The following is a 16,731-nucleotide window of genomic DNA, read 5'->3' as shown; positions in this document are numbered from 1 at the left end:
GTCATTTCCTTAGAGGTATCGAGAGGCCAGTTCTAGAATTTCGTTCTGAGTGGTTTCTTTAGTGTTCACAATGCCTGCATTGCGGCCGTTGCTCATCACCATGATCCGGTCGGTAATACCGAGTAATTCCGGCATCTCAGAGGAAATAATGATGATGCCTTTATCTTTCTTGGCCAGCTCTAAAATCAACTGATAAATTTCGTATTTCGCGCCCACATCAATACCGCGTGTGGGTTCATCCAACATCAAAATCTCCGGCTGCGTCAAAAGCCAACGTCCAATGATCACTTTTTGCTGGTTACCACCGGAAAGCGAACCGATATGGGTTTGATGCGACGGGGTTTTCACCCGCATAGAATCAATCACCCATTGCGTATCACTTTTCATTTTTTTGTCACTGAGGAGACCGTAAGGCGTTTTGTACTCATCCACGTTGGCAACGAGAGAGTTAAAAGTGATGTCGAGATTAGAGTAGATCCCCGTCGAGCGACGCTCTTCGGTCACGAGTGCAAAGCCGTTTCTGATCGCTTCATGCGCATCGTGATTTTTCATTTCACGACCATGGAGCAGAATATGTCCGGCACTGCGTTCACGCACACCAAAAATGGTTTCCACAATATCGGTACGACGCGAACCGACGAGACCCGCCACGCCCAAAATCTCCCCAGCTCGTAGTTCAAACGAAATATCTTGAATCGAGGGTTGATTGAGTGCGGTGAGATTCTTCACCTCAAGAATGACATTCTTCGGTTCGTTGCTTTTTTCTGGGAAACGCTGGGTCAGTTCACGGCCAACCATCATCGAAATGATTTTGTCCATGTCCAGCCCTTTCAACGGACGCGTATCGACCCACTGGCCATCACGCAAAATGGTGATCTCATCGCAAATGGAAAAGATCTCTTCCATTTTGTGCGAGATGTACACCACCCCACAGCCTTTTTCTTTGAGCTTTTTGATGATGGTAAAAAGATGGTTTACCTCTTTTTCGGTCAGGGATGAGGTAGGTTCATCCATGATCACCACTTTGGCATCGTAGGAAAACGCTTTGGCGATCTCTAGCATCTGCATTTGCGAAACCGACAAGGTCGCGACTTTGACCTTCGGATCGATATCAATATCGAGTTCGGCAAAAATCGCTTTGGTATCGCGATACATTTTGTCGTGATCGACAAAAAAACCTCTGGTTGGATAACGGCCAAGCCAAATGTTATCCATCACCGAGCACTGTTTTACTTGGTTCAGCTCTTGGTGAACCATAGAAACGCCCGACTCCAATGCTTCTTTCGAAGAGGTGAAATTCACTGGTTGGCCAAGAAAAATAATCTTACCTGCATCTTTCTCATAAATACCAAAGAGACATTTCAGCAAGGTGGATTTGCCCGCTCCATTTTCGCCCATTAGAGCGTGAACCGAATGAGGACGAACTTTCAAATTCACCTGATCCAGAGCTTTCACTCCGGGAAACTCTTTCGTTATCCCTGTCATTTCTAACAGGAATTCATGTGTTTGATTGACCATGGCATCACTTTTATTGTGCAAGAATTCAGACAACCCATATCAATGCGTGGTACACACGGCGTGATATCTCTGTGCGGCAAATCCGTTGATCTGTCGCTGAATCTTTCTATATTGCAAAAATCTATCCAAATTACTTAGCGTTGCAGCTTCAACTAAGAAGGGATTGTGAAGAGGAGAAGTGACCTTCTCCTCGTCTCGCCAAGGTTATTCGACGTTATTGATGTCAACGCCTACATAAGGTACGCGAACAACTTTATTTTCAATCGTCCACTGAGTGCCTTCAGCAGCAGGCTTGCCATTGGCTAGGTTACGTGCCAATTCAAAGGTCGCTTTAGCTTGGTTTTGCGCATCATTTAGCACAGTACCCGCCATATCACCGGATTTGATCAGCGCTAACGCTTCTGCCAATGCATCCACACCAAAAACTGGGATTTTTTGGCCAGCACCGCGCAGAGCCTCAATCGCGCCCATCGCCATACCGTCGTTGTTGGCAATCACGACTTCGATTTTGCTGCCATTTGGACCTGAGAGCCACGCGTCCATTTTGTCTTTGGCCATCGCTGTATCCCACATGCCTGTATCCATGTGCAGCTCTTGAGTTTTAATACCGTTGTCATTAAGGGTTTGGATGGAATAAGAAGTACGAGCTTCCGCATCTGGATGCCCAGGTTCACCCTTAAGCATTACGTATTGCAATACGCCATCACCATTCTTATCCCATGTTGGATTTGCTTTCCATTGGGCAGCAATCAGATCACCTTGAATAATGCCTGACTCTTTAGAATCAGTTCCAACGTAGAACACTTTGTCATAGCTGGCCATCGCTTCAGGTGCAGGTTCTTTGTTGTAAAACACCACAGGAACGTCGTCTATTTTGGCTTTCTGGATGATGGTCGGTGCAGCTGCTGGGTCAACAAGGTTGATCGCGAGCGCTTGTACACCACGCGCCAACATCACATCGACTTGGTCATTTTGCATCGACTGGCTGTTCTGCGAGTCATTCATGAGGATGCGCGTTTTGCTATCCGCCGCAGCTTCTTTTTCAATCGCTTGGCGAACAACCGACATAAAGTTGTCATCGTATTTATAGATGGTAAAGCCAATGGTGGTATCTGCCAGAGCTTGTGTACCAAAACCCATACCAGCAGAAAGCATTGCTAAAACAGTTAACTTTCTCATTGAACAAGTCCTATTTGTTGTTTTTTATTACGTGTGTAGGGAACAACGCTTACTCGACCTTTTGTACAAAAACTTACTTGCACAGCCCGTGAAAACGTTTACTCAAGAGTATAGTTTTAAAAAACACAATTAATGTGAACCAGTTAAAAAATTGTTCTTCAAACCACCAAGCTGTAACCATTTGTTTAAATAGTTTGAACTCAATAACAATTTAACCCTAATTTGACGACAATACCCGTGCTCACTCAGTGGCATAATGTCGTATCTAAAAAATAAAGAGTGATAACGTTTACACAAACTAATGGTAGTGATAAGAAATTGGACTGACTATGAAGTGGCTGAAGTATTGATGGTGTTTTAACAAGATGACGAAAAATACCCATTCATTCGCTACTCACGCACCACAGGGACGACAGATAAGTTTGCTGATTTAATTATTGGCATATGCCAACAAATCGACGCAAAATAGTGGCGTAATCTTATTTAGGAGAACTCCAATGATTCTAGCCATTCCTAGCCGCCATGGTGTGCCGTTTAACCATTTTGCCAAATCGCCATCATTTTCCGTTATCGATTCCAATACACAGCAGTTACAAGCGGAATTCCATCTTGAACTTGACCCGTCAAAGTCCTGTGGCAAAAAGTCAGCGATCCTGCATCAGCTCCGCCACTATCAAGTCGAAGCAGTTGCGGTTCGCCAAATCGGACAATCTATGCTGCAAGCCTTGTTTAACGCAGGGATCCGCGTCTATGCTTTACCTAGAGGAGTTGCTTTAACCGATCTGGTGTTAACACAGTTACGACCAATCACGGATTTAAGTTATGGCAAAGCCTCGCCGAATAAAGTCCATGATAAACGGGGATGTGGTCAGCACAGTAGCAATCAGTCAGGCTCGCGTACCACATTCGTTTCGCCATCGACGCACCCGTTTCAGCGTGGGTTTTCCATCAAACGGTTATGGAAAGGAGAAGAGAGATGACGTATCTACTGGCTTTCGGTGCCTTTGTGCTCTTTGCAGTTTTAATGACGTTAGGAGTGATGGCTAAGCGCAAACCGATTCAGGGCAGTTGCGGTGGGCTAGCTAACGTGGGGATTGATAAAGAGTGTAATTGTGAAACCACTTGCGATACTCATCAGCGCAAGCTTTATCAAATTTCCGAACCCAAAAAATAAGCTCCCCTCTGCGACTTCAAGCAGGCAAGACATAAAAGATTAAGGCAGGAATTCACCTGCCTTAATCTTTGTTGGCTTTTATATTTTACTTTGTATTTGAGGGCTTCATCACAGGTCTGCACTCTTGATCATTCGGTGCCAGATAGGGCGATAGAATCGGTGCCATGCCTTTCAATACCTGTACCGGTAGTGCCGAGGTAAAGGTAAATTTTTCTGAATCACTTCCTGCGACATACGCAGTTAATGTCCCGAAGTGATTATCACCCAAATAGAATACAAAGGTCGCTGTGCGGTTACGTGCTAGAGATTGCACAACGGTACCAGCGCGATTTACTGTTTGTAAGCGGTTATCACCGGTCCCAGTTTTACCACCCAATACAATCGGCGTTCCATCTGGCAGCTTAAATACACCAGAGATCCGTCTTGCGGTTCCTGTATCCACCACCTGAGATAACGCACCGCGCAACGCTCTTGCCACTTCAACAGGCAAGACACGCACGCCTTGAGTTTCAACAGGAGTGAACTCGGTTTCAAACGGAGTGCCTTGTGCAAAATGCAGATGGTTAATCCGTTTCGTCGGCACACGCACACCATCGTTCAAAATGATACCCATTAATTCAGACAAAGCCGCAGGCCTATCACCAGAGCTCCCCAGAGCGGTGGCGAGAGAAGGCACAAGGTGATCAAATGGGTAACCTAAGCGTTGCCAACTTTGGTGAATATCTGTAAAGGCCTCCACTTCCAACATAGTACGCACTCGGCTGTCACGCGCATTACGATGACGTGTTTTAAACAACCAGCTGTACACTTCTTGGCGTTTATCACTGCTGGCTGCAACAGCATCACTAAATGATGCCTGATCATGTTCATTGAGGTAGCCAAGTAGCCATAATTCAAGCGGGTGTACACGAGCTATATAACCTTGGTCAGGTAATGAGAACTTGCCACGTCCATACTTGTTATAAAGAGTCTCAAATTGCTTATTGCTCACCTTATCGCGGGTTGCAGCAGGTAATTTAGCATCCATGAACACTTTGAACTCGGCAAAAGATGAGTCTGGCAGCAGATAACGGTGTACAGCGGCTAAACGTTCAGCACTCGGTCTTAAACCTTCGAGCAGCGTCGCCATACGCTCGTCTGTCGTTTTGTCTTTGTATTTGCGCCAGAAGCGAAGCAGATATGCTCTACCCTCTTTATCCGCAAACTGACGCAGGTATTCCATGCGGCGCGGATCTTTATCATCCTTCATCAATTGAGCTCGATACCCTTCGCTGTACAAGGTGTAGCGCTCAATATCTTTCATCAGTCGCACGAAAGGCAGGTTGATCGACTCACGCAATGCATCACGCATGGTCACAATACGTTCATCATCTTCTCTACGGAAGTTATTAAAGGTATGGATACCACCACCGGTGAAAAAGCGCTCTTTCGGACTTGCAGAATACCGACGCTCCAATGCCGCTTCCAACATAGTCGCCAAATCACGTTTTGGACTCGTCAGTAACCATTCCAGAGACCAGACACTCAAGGTATCTTGTGCATCCACCAGATGGCGGCGAAGTTCTGTGACCGAAAGTTGATGGTACTTGTTATGTAACTTGGCAATAATTTCTAGATAGGTAGTGAGTACACGCAGCTTAGCGGTAGAGCCCAACTCCAACTTACTGCCTTCATTGAGGTCGAACGGTTGGTTAGTGTTGTCGGTTTGCACACGCACTTTGAAACCTTCATCCGTTCGTTCAAACAGTGTGAAGCTATAACGCACATCCGCGGTTTTTTCTGCCGCCAATAAACGAAAACCAAGAATCCCAACTTCCGCTGCATACTCAGGGGTGGCCAATTTCTGCAAGTAACGAGTCACCTCACTTTGCAATTCAAAATTCAGTGTGGTTGAAGCGCTGAGATCCATTCGATCCAGATCATACAAACTCACCCCAAGCTGACGGCTTAAATGAGTACGCGCTGCCAATAAACCTTTATTGGTATTGATTCGAGTCATCGCGGGTTGACGTACAAAATCACGGAACTGTAATGTTGCATTCAATGCAGCATCCATTAATGATTTTGAAATCATCTTTTCACGGTAGAAAAGTCGTATGTGGCTGTCGGTTAAGGTATTTAAGTCCGAACGACCTGAGACGGCCAAGTAGTATGAAGGGCGACGATGGGCAATCATCAACGCGACCACTTGGCGTAATGCCAAACCTTGTTCGGCAAGATCGACAGACTGATTGAGCCGAGTATCCAACAGTTGATTCACACGCTGTGGATCAGCGGCAAACCATACCCATAAACCATCCCCTAGACCATGCACTTCACCATAACCGGGTGCCGCCGATAGGGGTACTGAATTCAAATAAGCCCAGACCACCAACTTACGTGCCTCTAGGGTATTTTCACCTAATCGATAGGCACGTACGCTCGCCGATACCATCTGGCGAATTTTCTCCTGTGGGCTGTATGTCAAGCCATCTTCTGAGTGACGATATTTCTCAACTTGGGTAGCGAGTGTACTTCCACCTGCAGATTGCCCATCCAGATCCAACGCTTTACCAACCTGTGTCAAGGCCGCTTTAAAAAATCGTGGCCAATCCACAGCTGGGTTCACTAATGGATTTTTATCGCTCAACAAGTCCCTGTTTTCAATGAACAACAACGACTGCACAATCAAATCGGGGATCGAGTTAAAGTCTTCATAGTGATTGCCGGGATAACGGAATTGATAAACGGGTTCAATACGGCAATCAAACAAAGTAAGTCCAGCTTGAACTTTTTCCGTGTAAGGTACATACAGTCCATATTGCGCATAACGCTGAAGCTCATCGGAGAAACGTACTTGCTGTCGAATCGTAAAACCGCGCTGCAATAGACGGTCTTGAATATTCGGTAGCGCCACATAACCTAGACGCTGGTCGAAAGGCCCGTAACTCGGGAACGCGATTTTGTCGCTGGCTCCCGGTTCGACTTGATAAGTCAAACCCTTGGCATAACGACTGATTTCACGCGATTGCAGTGTTGACGTTTCCATTTCATGGAACAATGCGGCACCACCGGCTGTACCGATAAGCAGTACCGCAATTAACCAATATCGAGGTTTGTTTTTTTGTGCGCGTCGACGCTTTTTTAATACACGGCGAGGAATAGAGTCAGAAGCCACTTAGTTGAATCCGTTTAATCACTGAGAGTGTAGCCATAAAGCAACAAGAAGTACTCATCGATAACCGATGATAATAGTGTAGAAGTTTAGAGAAGTTACTGAGTTTAGCGAACAGCATTTTCTTATCTAGTTAAAATCGTACCTGATGTATTTTTCGAACACTATGCTTGGTGTACATCATTGCATAATGCAGATCGTGTGAATAGTACTTATGAAAAGAAAAAATTCTCGACATACCACATTTATAGAACTCCATTTGATAAATATTCGGATTTCTGACAAAAACAAACAGAAATATTCGTTATACTGATGAGGTTTTCCGTTAGTATTAGACGTTTATTCCTTGATGGATAAACCGTAAACACGAGGTCCCCATGTCTAACCAACCCAGTCTCTACATTATCGAAGACGACACTAAACTTCGCGAAATGTTGGCCGAGTACATGACCAATCAAGGCTTCCAAGTGACCACTTTTGCGACTGGCGAAACCGCTTCCGAACAAATTCTGCTTAATCAGCCTGATCTGGTTCTGCTCGATCTCATGCTACCTGGCGAAAATGGCCTGACAATTTGTAGACAGATCCGTGCACAATTTCTCGGTAAGATTCTCATGCTTACCGCCAGTGATGATGATTTTGACCATGTTGCGGCCCTTGAAATGGGCGCCGATGATTTCGTCAACAAGCCAATAAAACCCAGAGTGCTTTTGGCGAGGATCCGCATGCTGATGCGCCGAGAAGAGCGAACGACTGCTAATGCCGATACTACCCATTTATTGCAATTTGGCGCTCTTTTACTAAACCAAAGCCGACGCTACTGTGAATTGGATGGTGAAGTGATCAACTTATCAGATAGTGAATTCGATCTACTGTGGCTCTTAGCTTCAGCGGCGGATCAAGTTGTATCGCGCGAGTTTTTGACTAAATCACTTCGGGGTATTGAGTATGATGGGCTCGATCGGACAGTCGACAACAAAATTGTCACTTTACGTAAAAAGCTATGTGATGACTCTAGCACGCCGAAACGGATCATTACGGTACGCGGTAAGGGGTATTTATTTGTGCCTGACACTTGGTAAACCTAAGTTGATTTAAAGGAAACCTATGCGCCGCATTTACATCGAGTCACTTGTCTCACTGATCGTGCTGTTTTTTGGCAGCTTGGTCAGCTATAGCTTTATTGTCTATGAATTAGATACCGACTATGACTACGTACTGGAAGATTATCAGGCAGAAGCCTTACAGACTTTATTAAGTCAAATTCGTCAGTTAGACAGTCCAGAAGCGGCGAAAACCGCACTGCGTGGCTATGCCGAACATATCCACAAAACGGTCGACTTACTACCAATCACCGAATTACCGCCAGAGGTACAAAAGCACTTTTCGAGTGAGGCAGCGCATTCTCCTATTTTCCACGATGATGATCGTAATTTATGGCTTCAGTTGGACTTCAACGAGCAGATCTATCTCCTCAAACCCGACAGCCACTCCCCTGTCTATCAAGCCATAGATCGCGCCGATAACTTATTGTTTGTCTTTATGTTAGGTGGGTTCGCTCTCTATTGTATGTTCTTAATTTGGTTTTTGAGTCGTCGGCTACGTGAGTTGGAGCGGGTCACTCACGATTTCGCAAATGGTAATTTGCAAGCGCGAGCGAGTACTAAAAGCAGTAAAAGCGTCGGTAAGCTCAACCATAGCTTTAACATGATGGCCGATAAAATCTCTCACCTGATCCTCAGTAACAAAGCGCTCACCAATGCCATCGCACATGATTTACGCACCCCGATCTTCCGTATCCAGTGGCAAGCCGAAGTGTTAGCCGAAAGCCAGTTGAATGCAAAACAGCAGCAGCAAGTCGCGAGCATTATTGAGGACACGGAGGAAATGGAAACCATGGTAGATGAACTGCTGTATTACGCCAAACTAGAACATCCAGAAAGCGACATCCAGAGTCAGCATTTAGAAGCTAATCAGTGGCTTGCCGACTTCATTGACGAGCAAAGCCATAAAAGCAGTTTACAAATACAGTACCTCCCTTCTCTGCAACCCTTAATGCTGGATGCCGACCCTCAATTGCTTACAAGGGCATTGGTTAACCTCATCCGTAATGCAGAAAAGTACGCAGGTGATCGTCTACTGATTGAAGCGAGTACCATCGACGCTAAGCTCTGCATCGCCATACACGACAATGGACCGGGGATTGAAGAGCAACATTGGCCGCATATCTTCGATGCCTTTTACAGCACTGACTCGTCACGCAACAAAGCGCAATCAGGGTTTGGGCTTGGGCTTGCCATCGTTAAGCAGATCATGGTGCGCCACCAAGGAGAAGTCACGCTGACCAAGAGTCGATTGGGCGGAGCTTGTTTCTCGCTATGGCTACCTCTATACCACAACAAACTGGAGTTGCCAGTAAACAAGCCGTGAGTTGATCCCCATGAGCATCAACAGACGATGTGATTGGGGGAAACCCTCGCGACCCGCACATGATTTCGGCTTCAATTAGAAAAGATAAGTAGACAGGGATAAGCCGCTCTGACAAAAGTCAGACATAGCCATACAAACTATTGATATTGTCTTCGCTAGCGATTTTGTACAGTGTTCACATCCAAACATAAGCTCTTAACTGGAAGGACATAATGAAAAAGATCGCACTATTTATCACAGCATCACTTATCGCAGGCAACGCTCTAGCTGCCCAAACTTACATTCGTAACGGCAATATCTATACCCACGAAGGTCAATGGGTTGCGGAAGTCGGTGCTTTTGGCAGTACTGACCTACTCAAGGATCAAGACAAATCTTACGGTGCTTTACTGAATTTTGGTTACCACGGTGAAGATTTCAATGCCGATCTTTCAGGCATTAACTACCGCTTCTTTGGCAACACAGGCGATATCGTGAACCTAGGCACTTATCTGACTGGCAGCGGCGTTGCTTATGACCAAGATTCAGCAAACAGTGTCAAAGGCATGGACAAGCGCAAAGCCACGGTTGACCTAGGTTTAAACGCCGATATCGCGCTGGGTGACGGTACTGTGTCAACCTACTTCCAACACGATATTCTTAACGAGAACAAAGGCTACAAAACAGGCGTTAACTACTTCCATATCATCGATTTGGGTGTCGCTGACTTAGTACCTTTTGCTGGTATCAGTTACCAGAGTTCGGATTACAACAACTACTATTTCGGTGTAAAAGACAAAGAAGCGACCGCGCAACGTAAAGCCTACCATGCGGGTGGCGACTTCTCTTACAACCTAGGTTACAAATTGGTTTACCCAATTAATGACCGTTGGGAAATCACCCAAACCAGTGCGTACACTCGTTTAGGCTCTGATATCGCCCATTCCCCCATCGTCGAGAGCGCAAACCAGTGGCTCGTTGGGGCAACCGTCGCTTACCACTTCTAGTCGGCTGCCACTTCTAAACGATACCGCCTTCAGACAGGAGCTCCTCCTGTCTGATTTTTCTGCTTGAACTGCCCTGCGCTACCGAAATGGCTTTTATATGAACCCACGCATTGATTATTTAAAAAGCTTATCCACTCTCGCTGCTGAAATTTATCCCGATATTCGCGGGGTCAAAAAGCTTCGTTATAACGCTCGTTTCTGTCTGTGGGGGATCTTGATGCCGGATACCTTGGCTCGTATCCAAGATTTACTGAATCAGCCCTCTTTTCATCCGGTTCGCCAACACTATCCACGCACCTTGGAAAAACCGTTGAAACCTTATGTCTGTGTGAAATGGTCACCCCAAGAGCGCGCACAACGGCTGATTGAACATTTTGCGTTTCTGGAAAAGCGCCATGCTCAACTGCTTCCGCTCATTTATCGTCATCAAGGCTGGTCGCTTTTTCAACATGAGTTGTTTTCGATTCAGCTCTGCCACGGTCCTGAGCGCGAAGGTTCACTTGCTCTGGTCTTGCTCAGTCAAGAGCATCAGCCCCTGTTCACGCTCGCGTTCAACATCAGTGGTCGCAACAAACCTGTGATTCATATTGGCGCGTTGCAAGGTCCGGGACCCAACGTTGAAAATCGCCAAGAGATCATTCGTCAATTAACCCATCAGTTGCATGGATTGCGTCCTAAGGCGCTGATTATGGAAGTCCTGCTGATTTTGGCACGCTACTGGAGTGTAGAGAAAGTCTATGGTGTGACTAATGAGGGGCATGTTTATCAAGCGCTGCGTTACATCGGCTCAAAACGCAGTTCGGTACGCTTTCAGTATTCCGAGTTATGGCAAGAAATGGGCGGTGAAGCGATTAACCCTTATTGGCATTCGCTCCCAACGCATCCACCGCGTAAAGACCCTCTCAGCTTGTCGAAAACTAAGCGCCGACTCTATACCAAACGTTACGCTTGGCTAGCCGAGCTTGAACAGTCGATTCAAGCTAATTTGCAACCTTGGGATAACGAGATTCACCACTAAGCTCACCTAACATCGCCTTTCCCGACTTCAACCACGCAGTCGGGAAAGCACGATGTTATTATCCAACTCGCTTTGCCATTCGGTGTAATCTAAACGCTGATCAAACACATAGTGAGTCACTAAACTGCGAACACTGTCCACTAAGGTTTTTGCGCTCCACGGTTTGTCAAAGTAGTGATGAATCCCGGCTGTATTGATAGCATTAATGGTGTCGGTGTGGGTAGCTTGCCCAGTGAGTAAAACCTTTTTAGTGTGTATGAAGCGAGGGTCAGCGCTGATTTCACTGAGCAACTCGACGCCACTTTTGCCCGGCATCACGTGATCAGAAATCACGACCGCCACCCACTCCCCTTGGGCATCAAGGTCATCCATCAGCTCCAAAGCTTCGTCTGCCGATTCGCAGTCTTCAATATTGATCCAGCGGCTCAAGGGCTCTAAATCCTGTAACACCGCACTCAGTACTTCGCGTTGATCATCCACGCAAATGATGTTCAGTTTCTCCATGGTATCCCTCAACTGGTAATTTAATCCTAAAAATGGTTTTGTCCTGATCGCTTTTCACCGCAACGGTTCCGCCATAGCCATAGCCAGAGACAATACGTTTGACAATCGCCAGCCCCAGCCCAAGCCCAAGCCCAAACGAGAGTCCCTCTTTCTTGGTGGTAAAACAGGGTTGGAAAATCTTACGCCGTGTGGCCTCATTTATTTCTGGTCCATTATTGGCGACCGTCACGTATAGACGCTGGCGAGAACAGCGGGTTTGAATGTCAATCGTAGGTTCCGCGGTTTGCGCCATCGCATCACAGGCGTTTTTAATTAAATTGATCCACACCTGTACCCATTCGGTCTGCGAGCCTTTGATGATGGGTAAACTTCCCGGACGCATCCGCACGGACACACGACGCAAGTCGCTTTGTAACAGGGCCAAAGCGCGATTGATGGTGCTGTTCAAATCCACTTCTTCATCCAAGCGAATATCCGCTCGACCAAGCTGCTTAACCGATTTGACTATCCCAACCGAATGTTTTGCGGCCAATCGCAAGTCATGCAAATCTCGCCCCATCTGCCAATAACGAATCGCTAAATGCGGATTTTTCAGCCAGTGAGCGGAAAGCTCATTAGCGGGAACTGCGCGGGCTAACTCGCGGGCGATATCTTTGGGTAGCTGATACTGCTTTTCAAACACAGCACCGCGTTCACGGGCTTCACTGGATGACACTTTCTGCCCAAACAGCAAGCCAAAATCAAAAAACTGACTCGCTTCTGGATGCACTTCTTCCAGTAACTCCATAAACAAGGCCTCTAGGCGTTCTGTTTTACTGCTGACCACCCCAATAGCATTGTTGAGCTCATGGGCAATGCCCGCCGCGAGCTGGCCCAGCGTCGTCATCTGCTCAGCAGAATATAGCCGCTCTAAAGCGCGTTCTTTGGCAACCGCTTCTTGAGTGGCTCTTCGCTGCCGCTGAGATAACTCAGCCACAATCACAGGCATGAATTGTGTGCTGAGTGAACCATACTGCTCCACATCCTGCACTGGTGTATCACGATCGATCCACGCTAACTCGACCTCACTATCGGCAATCACAGTGGATGAAGCCGTCCACAAGCCTGAGAAAAAACTGTGTACCCCAATAAATGCGCCGGACGCGGCAGAAAATACTTTAATGCGCCGCTCACCTTTTTCCGCAAAATAGCCAGAAACGTGGCCACTTCGTAAATAGTAAAGCCGATCGTTATAACCATTTTGGGCAAGCAAAATTGACCCAGCCGGCAAGGTAATACGGCGATCGGTATGGTTGAAATAGCGCTCAATAACAGCCGCTAAGTTGGACATAACGTTTCCTTAATGGCCGACCATGTTGAGGATCCACACCATCACAAAGCTCATCAGCACCCCCAAAACCCCCAAGATAATGCCCACTTTTGCCATCTGTTGGCTCTGTACATTCCCTGTTGCATGGGCCAGCGCATTCGGTGGCGTACTGATAGGCAATGACATCCCTAAAGACGCCGCAAAAGTCACCACCAGAATCAGCGTGACTTCACCGCCCAAAGGATTCAGTGACGTCATGGATGCCCCAAGCGCGGCCATGATAGGCATCAGCAAGTTAGCAGTCGCGGTGTGTGACATAAAATTCGCCATCAGCAAACAGAGGATGGCCGCACCGAGAATTACGACATAGGGTGAATATTGGTCAAACGGAATACTGTGGACGACCAGTTCTGCCAGACCGGTTTTATCTAAGGCTAGACCTAAAGCTATACCACCGGAAACTAGCCACAACACATCCCAAGAGATCATTTTTAAATCTTCTTTGCCAATAATGCCGGTCACCGAAAAGACCGCGACAGGGATTAAGGCAACAGAATAGGAGTTCATACCGTGCAGTGAACCGAGCATCCACAATAAAATGGTTGACGCAAATGTAATGTAAACAATGATGGCTTTGGGCGTTTTTAAAAACTTACCTTTGATGGTTAATTCAATGGTTTTCTGCTCAGCGCGATACATAAATTCAATCAGCAGCCAAGCGAGCGCCATTAAAATCACCACAAACGGGATCCCAAATGCCATCCATTCGGCAAACGTAATTAAGTTATCACCCACCAGATATTTCAACGCTATCGCGTTAGGTGGAGTACCAATTGGTGTACCTATACCGCCAATATTTGCAGCAACTGGAATACAAAGTGCAAAGGCGACTCGGCCGGGGTCTTTCGGGCCAAAAACAGCAATCACTGGCGTTAAAATAGAGAGCATCATGGCCGTGGTTGCGGTATTCGACATAAACATTGAGAAAACCGCAGTAATTAACATTAAACCTAACATGACGTATTTAGGGTTATTACCGAAGGGTTTAAGCAGTACTCGCGCTAAGTTGACATCCAACCGATATTTGGTCGCGGCCATCGCGAGAAAAAAACCACCTAAAAACAACATGATAATAGGATTGGCAAAGGTTGCCATGATTTCGGTCGATTTCAACAAAGCACCAAATTCACTTGTCCCCTCGCCCAATCGAAACAAAATGAAACCTTTATCGGACAACATGAGAACTTCAAGCACAATAATCACCACCGACGTGGAATAAATCGGAATCGGCTCAAACACCCACAATAGCGCCGCTAAAAGGAAAATCGCGATCACCCTTTGCTGTATGACAGTCAGCCCCTCAAAGGGGAACGCGGTGACAGGAAGCATCAAGACCAACATGGGGATCAGCAACGGAATAATATATTTAAGATAAGGGCGCATCATATTCACTCTTCCTGAGAATCGATTATGTGTTTGGCGAGGAGCTGGCACGCTATCACCGCGGCAATCGTCATTATTGATGCTTAAAAAAGAAATGTTTTGGTGTTAGATCAATGATTAAAGTTTCTTCGTTCGGCAATAGCCAAAAGTGAGCCACACTTAACAAATTGTTGTTCTAGAATTGAGTAGTCAGATAGGCGAAACAGTAATTAACAAATTTATCTGCGCTTTCCATAGTTTTTGCTAACTTTATCTATAATGGTCGCCAACTGACAATTGGAATGATAACATGCGGCCAAATTTGGGACATAAGTAACACTGTCGCAGATAAGGATGTTGTGAGTCACGCGGCTTTTAATGACATCAATTAAAGGTAAAACATTCATGTTTCTAAAAAACTTGTCGATAGGCAAAAAAATTGCGCTCTCTTTTTCGGTCATTGCGGTAATTAGCCTAGGATTTGCGACTTACTTGATCTCTGAGTTAGGAAAAATCCAATCTGAGTTGCTCAATTATACGGATGATACTCTACCGGCAATGGAAAATGTCGATGCGATAAAAGACAAAACGTCTTACTGGCGTCGCACGCAGTTTGCTCTCTTGCCAATGAAAGATACTGCTCAAATTCGTCAAACTATTGAGCGTAACAACCGTATCCAAGCTGAAATCAACGAATCCTTAATTGCGTATGGCAAAACCGTATGGCCAGGTGAAGAAGAACAAACCTTCAAACGCCTAATAAGTAATTGGAATGCTTACACTGCAGTCACCGAACAATTTAATCAAACTCTTTTAGCTCAAGGTGCTGATGTCGCTTATCCGATTCTAGTGAATTCATTGGCAACATTCGAAGCTTTGGAAAATGATTTCGTTATATTGATCGGCATCCTACATTCTGCAATGGACAATAACAAAGTGGAAATCTTGGAGTCGGTACAAAACCTTAACTCTACTTCTATCGCGAGCAATGTAGCTATTTTAGCGATCATGGTTTTCATGACTTTGTTATTAACTCGTCTAATCTGTGGTCCACTGTCGATTGTGATGAAACAGGCTCAAGCAATTGCTAAAGGCGACCTATCACAAAATATGGATCGTAAAGCGATTGGCCATGATGAATTAGGCGTATTAGCCGATGCATCTGTGCTGATGCAACAAAATCTACGTCAGTTGATCGATGAAATTATCTCGGCAGTGACCCAGCTCAGTAGTGCTGTAGAAGAAATGACGCAGATCTCTAATCAATCTGCTAATGGCATGAAAGAGCAGCAATATCAAATCACTCAAGTGGCAACGGCAATGACGCAAATGAAAGCGGCAGTGGCAGACGTTGCTCGTAATACCGAAGATTCCGCTAGCCAAGCGATGGCGGCCAATCACAAGTCACAAGAAGGGGCACGTGAAAATGCTTCTATGGTTCGCTCCATCCAGCAAGTGGCCGATGTTATCGGAGAGGCGGGTCAAACCGTGAGTGAACTTGAGCAGCAATCTAGCCAGATCAACGTCGTAGTTGATGTGATCCGCAGTATTGCCGACCAAACCAACCTGCTCGCACTCAACGCGGCTATCGAAGCGGCACGTGCCGGTGAATCAGGCCGCGGCTTTGCGGTGGTTGCGGATGAAGTTCGTACTTTAGCGGGCCGTACCCAAGATTCAACGGGTGAAATCACCACGATTATTGAAAAGCTGCAAGTCATGGCCAAACAAGCCAAAGATGCGACTGAACGTTCTCGCTCCAGTATCGATAAGTGTGTGGAACAAGGTAACCACTCTCAGTCTTTGATGATCTCTATCGAAGAGTCGATTGCCAATATCGCCGATGTGGGTACACAAATCGCCAGCGCATGTAGTGAACAAGATTCGGTCGCCGATGAACTCAGCCGCAATGTGGAAAACATTCACTTGGCTTCACAAGAAGTCGCACAAGGCTCACAACAGACAGCCCAAGCTTGTCGCGAACTCACTCAGCTCGCGGTTTCGCTACAAGATACGCTACGCCGATTTAAGATTCGTTAA

General features: G+C 46.2%; 13 protein-coding genes. 7 read left to right on the top strand and 6 right to left on the bottom strand.

What is annotated here, in order from left to right; genetic code table 11:
• Positions 1-9 precede the first annotated feature (9 nt).
• Positions 10-1,518: a galactose/methyl galactoside ABC transporter ATP-binding protein MglA gene (gene mglA, locus R4537_RS11270; protein ID WP_071179583.1), complete on the bottom strand. Its 1,509-nt coding sequence runs from the start codon at positions 1,516-1,518 to the stop codon at positions 10-12.
• A 204-nt stretch (positions 1,519-1,722) separates the two neighbouring features.
• Entirely contained in the window at positions 1,723-2,697 is a 975-nt protein-coding gene (gene mglB / locus R4537_RS11265; RefSeq protein WP_002021375.1) for a galactose/glucose ABC transporter substrate-binding protein MglB, read from the bottom strand.
• 497 nt (positions 2,698-3,194) lie between these two features.
• On the opposite strand from mglB, the gene R4537_RS11260 reads away from it, so the two are divergent.
• Together R4537_RS11260 and nqrM are read left to right on the top strand one after the other, a co-directional pair.
• Complete coding sequence (locus R4537_RS11260) at positions 3,195-3,677, top strand: NifB/NifX family molybdenum-iron cluster-binding protein (RefSeq protein WP_071179532.1); 483 nt, start codon at positions 3,195-3,197, stop codon at positions 3,675-3,677.
• The gene (nqrM, locus tag R4537_RS11255; protein WP_000221701.1) at positions 3,674-3,871 is read left to right on the top strand and encodes a (Na+)-NQR maturation NqrM; all 198 of its coding nucleotides are present in this window, start codon (positions 3,674-3,676) and stop codon (positions 3,869-3,871) included. The genes R4537_RS11260 and nqrM overlap by 4 nt, the downstream gene beginning before the upstream one ends.
• Positions 3,872-3,956: 85 nt before the next feature.
• Here nqrM and R4537_RS11250 read toward each other — a convergent pair whose 3' ends face one another.
• A complete protein-coding gene (locus R4537_RS11250) occupies positions 3,957-7,028 on the bottom strand; it encodes a transglycosylase domain-containing protein (RefSeq protein WP_071179531.1) in 3,072 nt (1,023 codons plus the stop codon).
• 374 nt (positions 7,029-7,402) lie between these two features.
• On the opposite strand from R4537_RS11250, the gene carR reads away from it, so the two are divergent.
• The 4 genes from carR (at position 7,403) to R4537_RS11230 (ending at position 11,459) form a co-directional block, all read left to right on the top strand.
• The gene (gene carR, locus R4537_RS11245) at positions 7,403-8,107 is read left to right on the top strand and encodes a response regulator transcription factor CarR (RefSeq protein ID WP_071179530.1); all 705 of its coding nucleotides are present in this window, start codon (positions 7,403-7,405) and stop codon (positions 8,105-8,107) included.
• A 25-nt stretch (positions 8,108-8,132) separates the two neighbouring features.
• Complete coding sequence (carS, locus tag R4537_RS11240) at positions 8,133-9,455, top strand: histidine kinase CarS (protein ID WP_071179529.1); 1,323 nt, start codon at positions 8,133-8,135, stop codon at positions 9,453-9,455.
• A gap of 212 nt (positions 9,456-9,667) precedes the next feature.
• Positions 9,668-10,441 carry an outer membrane protein OmpV gene (ompV, locus tag R4537_RS11235; protein ID WP_071179528.1) on the top strand — a complete coding sequence of 258 codons (774 nt, stop codon included), beginning with the start codon at positions 9,668-9,670 and terminating at the stop codon, positions 10,439-10,441.
• Positions 10,442-10,538: 97 nt separating this feature from the next.
• Complete coding sequence (locus R4537_RS11230; protein ID WP_071179527.1) at positions 10,539-11,459, top strand: VirK/YbjX family protein; 921 nt, start codon at positions 10,539-10,541, stop codon at positions 11,457-11,459.
• A 27-nt stretch (positions 11,460-11,486) separates the two neighbouring features.
• Here the strand turns inward: R4537_RS11230 and R4537_RS11225 are convergent, their stop codons facing one another.
• Genes R4537_RS11225 through R4537_RS11215 form a run of 3 tightly spaced genes read right to left on the bottom strand, consistent with a single transcriptional unit; the run spans position 11,487 to position 14,715 of the window.
• A complete protein-coding gene (locus R4537_RS11225) occupies positions 11,487-11,963 on the bottom strand; it encodes a response regulator (protein WP_071179526.1) in 477 nt (158 codons plus the stop codon).
• Complete coding sequence (locus R4537_RS11220; RefSeq protein ID WP_071179525.1) at positions 11,932-13,293, bottom strand: sensor histidine kinase; 1,362 nt, start codon at positions 13,291-13,293, stop codon at positions 11,932-11,934. The genes R4537_RS11225 and R4537_RS11220 overlap by 32 nt, the downstream gene beginning before the upstream one ends.
• Positions 13,294-13,302: 9 nt before the next feature.
• Positions 13,303-14,715, bottom strand: a complete 1,413-nt coding sequence (locus tag R4537_RS11215) for an SLC13 family permease (protein ID WP_071179582.1) — start codon at positions 14,713-14,715, stop codon at positions 13,303-13,305.
• 384 nt (positions 14,716-15,099) lie between these two features.
• On the opposite strand from R4537_RS11215, the gene R4537_RS11210 reads away from it, so the two are divergent.
• Positions 15,100-16,731 (top strand): methyl-accepting chemotaxis protein, encoded by a 1,632-nt coding sequence (locus R4537_RS11210; RefSeq protein WP_071179524.1) that lies wholly within the window; start codon positions 15,100-15,102, stop codon positions 16,729-16,731.

The sequence above is a fragment of the Vibrio paracholerae genome (assembly GCF_037672085.1).
Lineage (GTDB): Bacteria > Pseudomonadota > Gammaproteobacteria > Enterobacterales > Vibrionaceae > Vibrio > Vibrio cholerae.
The sequence above is the reverse complement of the archived record's forward strand: the minus strand, read 5'-3'. Positions and strand labels throughout refer to the sequence as shown.

Bases quoted from the DNA above. Each gene is read 5' to 3' on its own strand.
- mglA (WP_071179583.1), bottom strand. From the start codon at position 1,518: ATGGTCAATCAAACACATGAATTCCTGTTAGAAATGACAGGGATAACG.
- mglB (WP_002021375.1), bottom strand. From the start codon at position 2,697: ATGAGAAAGTTAACTGTTTTAGCAATGCTTTCTGCTGGTATGGGTTTT.
- R4537_RS11260 (WP_071179532.1), top strand. From the start codon at position 3,195: ATGATTCTAGCCATTCCTAGCCGCCATGGTGTGCCGTTTAACCATTTT.
- nqrM (WP_000221701.1), top strand. From the start codon at position 3,674: ATGACGTATCTACTGGCTTTCGGTGCCTTTGTGCTCTTTGCAGTTTTA.
- carR (WP_071179530.1), top strand. From the start codon at position 7,403: ATGTCTAACCAACCCAGTCTCTACATTATCGAAGACGACACTAAACTT.
- carS (WP_071179529.1), top strand. From the start codon at position 8,133: ATGCGCCGCATTTACATCGAGTCACTTGTCTCACTGATCGTGCTGTTT.
- ompV (WP_071179528.1), top strand. From the start codon at position 9,668: ATGAAAAAGATCGCACTATTTATCACAGCATCACTTATCGCAGGCAAC.
- R4537_RS11230 (WP_071179527.1), top strand. From the start codon at position 10,539: ATGAACCCACGCATTGATTATTTAAAAAGCTTATCCACTCTCGCTGCT.
- R4537_RS11225 (WP_071179526.1), bottom strand. From the start codon at position 11,963: ATGGAGAAACTGAACATCATTTGCGTGGATGATCAACGCGAAGTACTG.
- R4537_RS11220 (WP_071179525.1), bottom strand. From the start codon at position 13,293: ATGTCCAACTTAGCGGCTGTTATTGAGCGCTATTTCAACCATACCGAT.
- R4537_RS11215 (WP_071179582.1), bottom strand. From the start codon at position 14,715: ATGCGCCCTTATCTTAAATATATTATTCCGTTGCTGATCCCCATGTTG.
- R4537_RS11210 (WP_071179524.1), top strand. From the start codon at position 15,100: ATGTTTCTAAAAAACTTGTCGATAGGCAAAAAAATTGCGCTCTCTTTT.